At 53.3% G+C, this 7,056-nt stretch carries 9 protein-coding genes and 1 pseudogene; 3 read left to right on the top strand and 7 right to left on the bottom strand.

The window, feature by feature from the left end:
• Positions 1 to 239: 239 nt before the first annotated feature.
• Genes AUK29_00385 through AUK29_00365 form a run of 5 tightly spaced genes read right to left on the bottom strand, consistent with a single transcriptional unit; the run spans position 240 to position 4,258 of the window.
• Positions 240 to 1,103, bottom strand: coding sequence for an ATP synthase F1 subunit gamma (locus AUK29_00385; protein OIP66624.1), 864 nt, complete (start codon positions 1,101 to 1,103; stop codon positions 240 to 242).
• Positions 1,104 to 1,139: 36 nt separating this feature from the next.
• On the bottom strand, positions 1,140 to 2,648 hold the full coding sequence (locus AUK29_00380) for a F0F1 ATP synthase subunit alpha (GenBank protein OIP66623.1): 1,509 nt from the start codon (positions 2,646 to 2,648) through the stop codon (positions 1,140 to 1,142).
• A gap of 6 nt (positions 2,649 to 2,654) precedes the next feature.
• A complete protein-coding gene (locus AUK29_00375) occupies positions 2,655 to 3,197 on the bottom strand; it encodes an ATP synthase F1 subunit delta (GenBank protein OIP66622.1) in 543 nt (180 codons plus the stop codon).
• Between the two features lie 15 nt (positions 3,198 to 3,212).
• The gene (locus AUK29_00370) at positions 3,213 to 3,794 is read right to left on the bottom strand and encodes an ATP synthase F0 subunit B (GenBank protein ID OIP66621.1); all 582 of its coding nucleotides are present in this window, start codon (positions 3,792 to 3,794) and stop codon (positions 3,213 to 3,215) included.
• 35 nt (positions 3,795 to 3,829) lie between these two features.
• Positions 3,830 to 4,258 carry an ATP synthase F0 subunit B gene (locus AUK29_00365; protein OIP66620.1) on the bottom strand — a complete coding sequence of 143 codons (429 nt, stop codon included), beginning with the start codon at positions 4,256 to 4,258 and terminating at the stop codon, positions 3,830 to 3,832.
• A gap of 353 nt (positions 4,259 to 4,611) precedes the next feature.
• On the opposite strand from AUK29_00365, the gene AUK29_00360 reads away from it, so the two are divergent.
• The 3 genes from AUK29_00360 (at position 4,612) to AUK29_00350 (ending at position 6,201) form a co-directional block, all read left to right on the top strand.
• Positions 4,612 to 4,884 (top strand): hypothetical protein, encoded by a 273-nt coding sequence (locus AUK29_00360; GenBank protein ID OIP66619.1) that lies wholly within the window; start codon positions 4,612 to 4,614, stop codon positions 4,882 to 4,884.
• On the top strand, positions 4,866 to 5,333 hold the full coding sequence (locus AUK29_00355) for a hypothetical protein (GenBank protein OIP66618.1): 468 nt from the start codon (positions 4,866 to 4,868) through the stop codon (positions 5,331 to 5,333). Before AUK29_00360 ends, AUK29_00355 begins: the two co-directional genes overlap by 19 nt.
• A 190-nt stretch (positions 5,334 to 5,523) precedes the next feature.
• Positions 5,524 to 6,201, top strand: a complete 678-nt coding sequence (locus AUK29_00350) for a protein-L-isoaspartate O-methyltransferase (GenBank protein OIP66625.1) — start codon at positions 5,524 to 5,526, stop codon at positions 6,199 to 6,201.
• Between the two features lie 76 nt (positions 6,202 to 6,277).
• Here AUK29_00350 and AUK29_00345 read toward each other — a convergent pair whose 3' ends face one another.
• Positions 6,278 to 6,595, bottom strand: a complete 318-nt coding sequence (locus AUK29_00345; protein ID OIP66617.1) for a hypothetical protein — start codon at positions 6,593 to 6,595, stop codon at positions 6,278 to 6,280.
• Between the two features lie 152 nt (positions 6,596 to 6,747).
• Positions 6,748 to 7,056: pseudogene (locus AUK29_00340) on the bottom strand (hypothetical protein).

Here is a 7,056-nt window from a genome sequence, read left to right as displayed (position 1 = left end):
CCATCTAGTGGGTAAAAAGGGTTTAAGGGTTCCAGGGTTCAAGGATTGAAGTGAAATACTGAAACGCAAGCAAAATTTTCAGAGATAAACACTGGAACCCTTGACCCCTGATGTTTTTAGCTTCACTCGACCCCTTGAATCCTTGGCCCCTCGGCCCCTTATGTTTTTAGCACTTCACTTGCCCCCCGGAATCCTTGACCCCTGATTATTTCAACCACTCTTTTGGAGATGAACCTGAATTATTTCAGCACCTCTGCGCCTCCCACAATTTCGGAGATCTCCTTGGTGATCTGGGCCTGCCTTGCTTTATTCATATTGAGCGTGAGGAGGCGGATCATATCTCTGGCATTGTTGGTTGCGGAATCCATGGCGGTCATGCGCGCGCCCTGCTCACTGGCTTCAGATTCCAGGAAGGCGCGAAAGACCTGAGTCTCCACATATTTCGGCAGGATATGGGTGAGGACATCCTGCTCAGAGGGTTCGTAAAGATATTCAACGGCATTCATTTCGGGAGTGATCTCGAGCGGCTCCACGGGCAGCAGGCGTTCCACGACCACCCTCTGTGAGATCGCCGACTTGAATTCGTTATATACGATATAGATGACGTCCAGATCTTCTTTCTCAAATTGTCCGACCATCTCACCGGCAATTTCCGCGGCATCTTTATATTGGACTTTTCCTGAGATGTCCACAAAGACCTTGTCCATGCTGATGCCCCGGCTCTTGAAAAAATTTCTCCCCTTCTTTCCGATCACATACAGGGTGACCTGGTTCTGCTTTTGCTTTTGTTCTTTAAGAAATTGCAGGGCCTGACGGCAGATGGCCGTGTTGAATCCGCCGCAGAGACCCCGGTCCGAGGTCAGAACAATCATCCCCACCCGGTCCTCCTCTCGAACCCTGAGGAGCGGATGGGCCTCTTCGCCGGTCCGTGCGGCCAGACTGGATAAAACCGTATGCATCTTCTTGGCATAGGGGCGTGCCGACAATATGGCGCCCTGGGCCTTCTTCATCTTGGCCGCAGCCACCATCTTCATGGCCTTGGTAATCTGCTGTGTATTTTTAATGGAGGCGATCCGCCTCCGGATGTCGCGTAGACTGGCCATTTCTTAGGAATTTTTCCTCTCTTGTTCAGTTTAAATTTATACGTTGAATCCGCTCTTAAACTCTTCGATCACCTTCTTGATCCCGGCCTCAAGGCCGCTGTCGATGCTTCCCTTCTTCAGAATCTCCTCTCGAAGTTCGGGGCGCCTCTCTTCTACAAACTTGTGCAGGTCCTTTTCGAATTTCGTGACCTGGTCTATAGCGATATCATCCAGATAACCTCGTGAGGCTGCAAAGATACTGATGATCTGCATTTCCACGGGCATGGGAACATATTGACCCTGTTTGAGGATCTCCACGGTCTTGGCCCCTCGGTTCAACTGCTGCTGGGTGGCCTTGTCCAGATCGCTTCCGAACTGGGCGAAGGCCGCGAGCTCGCGGTACTGGGCCAGATCCAGACGGAGTCGGCCGGCCACCTGTTTCATGGCCTTGATCTGTGCGGCGCCGCCCACACGGGAGACCGAAAGGCCCACGTTCACGGCCGGCCGGATGCCGGAATAGAAAAGGTTGGACTCCAGGAAAATCTGTCCATCGGTGATGGAGATCACGTTGGTCGGGATGTAGGCGGAGACGTCATTAGCCTGGGTCTCAATGATGGGCAGTGCAGTCAGGGAACCGCCGCCTTTGTCTTCGCTCATCTTGGCCGCTCTTTCAAGGAGCCGGGAGTGAAGGTAGAAGACATCGCCCGGATAGGCCTCGCGGCCCGGCGGGCGTCTGAGCAGCAGCGAAAGCTGCCGGTAGGCAACGGCCTGTTTTGAAAGGTCGTCATAGAAGATGACGGCATGCCGTCCGCTGTCCCGGTAGTACTCGCCGATGGTGCACCCCATGTAAGGCGCAATATACTGGAGCGGCGCCGGCTCGCTGGCCGTGGCCGCCACCACGATGGTGTAATCCATGGCCCCGTATTCCTCAAGCTTCTGCACCACCTGGGCCACGGTGGACCGCTTCTGCCCGATGGCCACATAGATGCAGAAGACATCGGTGTTCTTCTGGTTGATGATGGTGTCCACGGCTATGGCCGTCTTCCCCGTCTGCCTGTCGCCGATGATCAGTTCACGCTGGCCTCTTCCGATGGGGATCATGGAGTCGATGGCCTTGATCCCGGTCTGCAGGGGCTCCTTCACGGGCTGGCGTGCGATGATCCCCGGCGCCTTGATTTCCATCTTCCGGGTCTCCTTGCACTCAATCGGTCCCTTCCCGTCAATGGGCTGGCCCAGGGCATTCACCACGCGGCCGAGCATGGCGTCACCCACAGGCGCCTCGACGATCCGTCCGGTCCGCTTGACCATGTCGCCTTCCTTGATATGGGTGTCATCTCCCAGAAGCACGGCGCCGACGTTGTCCTGCTCAAGATTCAGGGCAATCCCCATGATCCCGCCGGTAAACTCCAGGTATTCGCCGGACATACAGTTCTCGAGGCCGAAGACGCGTGCAATACCGTCCCCTACGCTGATGACGGCGCCCACTTCGGCAACGTCGATGCCTGTTTCAAATTCGGAGATCTGTTTTTTAATCAGTTCACTGATTTCGGCAGCCTTGATATCCATGTTCCCTTACCCCTTTGTAATTTGTTCCTTAAGTTTCGCCATTTGCGACCTGATGCTTCCATCATAGACCACGCTTCCGATTCTGGTAATGATCCCTCCGATCAACCGGGGGTCCTCCTTCAGCTTCAGATAGATATGCTTTCCCGTCATACCCTCCAACTTGGACCTGAGCCTCTCCTTGTCTTCATCGGCAAGGGCAACGGGCGTCATCACCTCCGCCTCGGCCCGGTTTCCGATCTGGTCTGCAAAATGGACAAGTTCCCTATAGATTCCCTCGATCTGAGGAAGCCGGTCGTTCCTGGCCAGAAGGTTCAAAAACTTTTTAAGAAGCCCGCTGATTTTCAATTCAGCGGAAACCTCGTCTATAAGCTTCTGTTTGTTCTCCTTCTTAGATACCGGGTTAAACAGGAAGTTCTTTAATTTTCTGTTCTCAACGATCATCCGGACGGTTTTACCGAGGTTTTGCACCATCTGATCGACCGACCCTTCCTCGACCGCGAGGTCGGCCAGGGCCTTGGCGTATCTTCTGCAAACGACTGCGTCACTCAAGAGAACCGATCCTCCTTAACCCTTCATCTCGTTTAAATACGAGGCAACAAATCGTTTATGATCGCTCGATGAGATCTCTTTTAAAAGCCTCTCTTCGGAAAGTTTCAGGGCCAGATCCACCGCTTCCTGCTTCAGGCTTTCTTTTGCTTTCTTGATCTCCTGCCGGATGGACTCTCTGGCCTTCTCTTCTATTTTATTCACCTTTTCATGCGCCTCCTCCATGATGCGCTCCTTGAGTTTTTCTGCATTGGCGACAGCGGTTCTGCGGATCTCTTCAAATTCCTGGTCCCGGCCCGCCAGACGCCCTGTGATTTCTTTGTACCTCGCCTCGGCATCCTCCTTGCTTTGCTTGGCTTGTTCCAGAGCGGACTGGATCTGCCCGCTGCGGGCGGCCATGAAATTGCGGACAGGGCCGGACGTCACCTTATAAAGAAAACCAAAAAGCACTGCAAAGTTGATGACCCGCCAGAGCATAGCCGTAGAGAAGATGGATGGGAATTCCTCATGGCCTCCCTCTCCTCCCGAAGCTGCCGCCAAACCGGAAACCGCCAGCAGAAGCAAGATCGGAAGAAGGATGTTCTGTACCCTCCTGAACATGGAATGTCCAGATGCAGTAGATTTTAAAACGATCATCACAAAGCCCTTCCCAAGATCTTCACGCATATCTCGCGGGATAAGGATTCTACATAGGACCGAAGCTCTTCTTTTGCAGAGTCGAAATCCTTTTCCAGGTCGGTCATGGCCTTTGCCATGAGTTTTTCAGCCTTCAATCGGGCCTGTTGCAGGATCTCCTTTTCTTCGGCGGAAGCCTCCTCGTGAATCTTGTTATATATGTTCTTGGCATCCCTCCTGGCCTGCTGAAGGGCCTGCTCGTATTCCTCCTGCAATTGTTTCAACTTCTGGTCGGCATGTTTTGCATCCCGGACGGCCCCATCAATGATCTCCTTGCGCTGATCCATGTTTTTCAGCATGGGGCGGTACAAAAGAAGGTTCAGAATCCACATGAGAAATAAGATGAGGAATACGGCTGGAAGTATCTGATATAGAGAAAGCCCGAGCACGCTTTCTTCCCTCCTCTAAATCACGATATGCGCCCCTTGACAAGGGACATATCTTATAAAGTATGGAGAAATTAGCATATCCTAAACTCATTGTCAAGCGCTTTAAACATAAAATTTGTGACTTTTGCCCGCAAAAAACCACTATACCATTAAAATAGGCAATCTATTTGATCAGAATAATCTTTTTGATCATAGCGGAAAGGTTACTTGTTTTAATCAGGCAATCCTATAGAGGGGCATCCGGCGAAAGGGTTGCCCAACATCCGGATATGTAAGGAGAATATGTCATCCGGCAGACAATCATAGATGGGCTATGATTCACGCCGGATTAAAAGCCAATAGGAGGAAAAGTCATGATTAAACGCGTTCAAGTACTGTTAATTATTATCATTCTGGGGGTTTCGGGCGCGGCCAATGCAGCGCTGGTTTCGCGCCTGGGCGGCCTGGCCGTCTACGACACCGACCTCAACATTACCTGGCTGGCGAATGCCAACGCTAACGGCTTCATGGACTGGTCACAAGCCAACGCTTGGGCGTCAGGCCTGACCGTGGGCGGGTTCAGTGGCTGGCGCCTGCCCACCACCCTGCAACCGGATGCCACACGGAAATGTTATCGCTCTCGCTGACCGGAACGGGCAGCCTGTCCGGGTTCAGCACCATACTCACCATCCCCATGTTCATGGTGGTACATAACGACCCCCGCACACCCGGTCTGGCTGTACAATCGTTTAACAGCGACGCAACATATTTGCAAGGCCAGATTCTCGGCGATCCCGACTTTGACTTATTGCGGATCAGTGGTGGAACAGGTTTCGGCATGCCGAGTCCCGGCCACAACACCCTGACACAGACGGGCGGCAACTGGGCTGTAGATAGTTTCTTCGACATCACCTATCGGATTGATTTCGTCGGCGCGCCCGGCGGCTCACTGGCTGGCTATTCGGGAAGCACCACCGGTATGGAGCGTTTCAGATCGCAGGTGATGACTCCGGTGCCCGAGCCCTCGTCTCTCTTCCTGATCAGGAGCGGGCTTATCGGGCTGATCGGCCTCGCACGCAAACGCTCGTTATCCTAAATCAAGTCAATCAAAAAAGGTCGGGCCCTGTTCAGAGGGTCCGACCCCTTCTCTCCTCCTTGCCATCCCCGCATTTCTGCGGTAAATTCATTATGATACAAGATAACGGAAGGGGGGAATCGTTATGAGGTATCTGGGTTTTTTCCCTCTATTTTTTTTCTTCCTTTTTGCCGGCTTGGGCGGGTCGCCCATCAACCAGAAGATCAAGAGACATGGCCTATCCGGGGAGTATGCCGAGGCCAGAAAAAGGATGGTGCAGGAGCAGATCCTCGGCAGCGGGATCAGGGACGAGAGGGTCCTCAGGGCCATGTCCAATGTCCCGAGACATCTCTTCGTGTCTCCGGCCTATCGGTATCTTGCTTACGCAGATGGACCGCTCCCCATCGGGATGGGACAGACCATCTCCCAGCCCTACATCGTGGCCTTCATGACCGAGGTCCTGGAACTGTCCCCTGATGACCGGGTCCTTGAGGTGGGGACCGGTTCGGGGTACCAGGCCGCAGTGCTTGCTGAGATCGTGCGGGAGGTCTATACCATCGAGTTGATCCCGGATCTGGGTGAAAAGGCAAGGAGCCGGCTTGAGGAATTGGGATACAGGAACATCACCTGTCGTATCGGCGACGGTTACCTGGGTTGGCCGGACAAGGCGCCCTTCGACGCGATCATGGTCACGGCCGCTGCCGGGGAGATCCCTCAGCCGCTCATCGACCAGCTCAAAGTGGGGGGACGGCTCTGCATCCCAGTGGGCGGCTCGGATTTCATCCAGTACCTGATCCGGATCACCAAGACGCCGACCGGAACAGAGAGAGAAACCCTCCTCCCGGTCCGCTTCGTTCCCCTGGTGCATCCCGGCAGGAAGGCCCCGTAAGGGCCTAAGATAGGCGGTCATGATACCGAACCCCATGGCTCGGAATCAGACGTGATATAAGCTGCCGCCTGGGCATTTATTCATCTTCGTGTTTCTCCAATAGATGGAACATCTTCCTGAAAAATCCTGAGAGCATTAAAGCGAACAAGGCCCCGATCAGGGCGCCCAGGCCGGTGATGATGAAGATTGCTATGGCGCCGAAGGCGATTTGAACGGGGAGAAGATTCTCCCATGGAGGGCCGAGAAAGGCATGGATGCTCTTCCGGACGGCCTCTGACCACCCCCCGGATTTGAGAGGGAGAAAGAGATCGATTGAACCGGAGATGGCCAGGGTCAGGATCGCCCCTACGATTAATCCTACGGTAACTTCTGTTTTATAAATAAACCGTTTCATCGAAAGAGGTTTTGCCCATAAAGTTATACATCCGGTAAAGGTTTCAAATTGTATCTCAGAAAAAAGTGGTTTTCCAGTTTTTTCGCTGTTTTTTAAGAAATAAGAATCCTGCAGCCAGGTGTCTGGGCAGACAGATGCCATTCTGTACGGTTTCAGATTTGAAGTCTCGATGATAAAAGACTATCCGCTTGCGGTGTTTCCAAGAAGAAATTAAGAGGAAAATAAATTCTCAAAAAATGAATGGGGGTCTTGGAGCTTCGCATCTTTCCGAGAGTCTCTTCGGTCGGGATGCCTCGGTCCATGACCCAGACACGGTCGAATTTCCCGTATTGCTCCTCGATCTTGCTTGGGAAATCGGAGAGGGTCGTCTTGTCACTGGTGTTGCCCGGCATGACCTCATAGGCCGGAGGAAAGCCTTCCGGGGTGACAATCAGGGCAATCACGACTTTTGTGCTCCAACA

This window comes from Nitrospirae bacterium CG2_30_53_67 (genome assembly GCA_001873285.1).
In the GTDB taxonomy this organism is placed as follows: Bacteria; CG2-30-53-67; CG2-30-53-67; order CG2-30-53-67; family CG2-30-53-67; genus CG2-30-53-67.
Note: the sequence above shows the minus strand (reverse complement) of the source record. Positions and strands in the feature narration are given on the sequence as shown.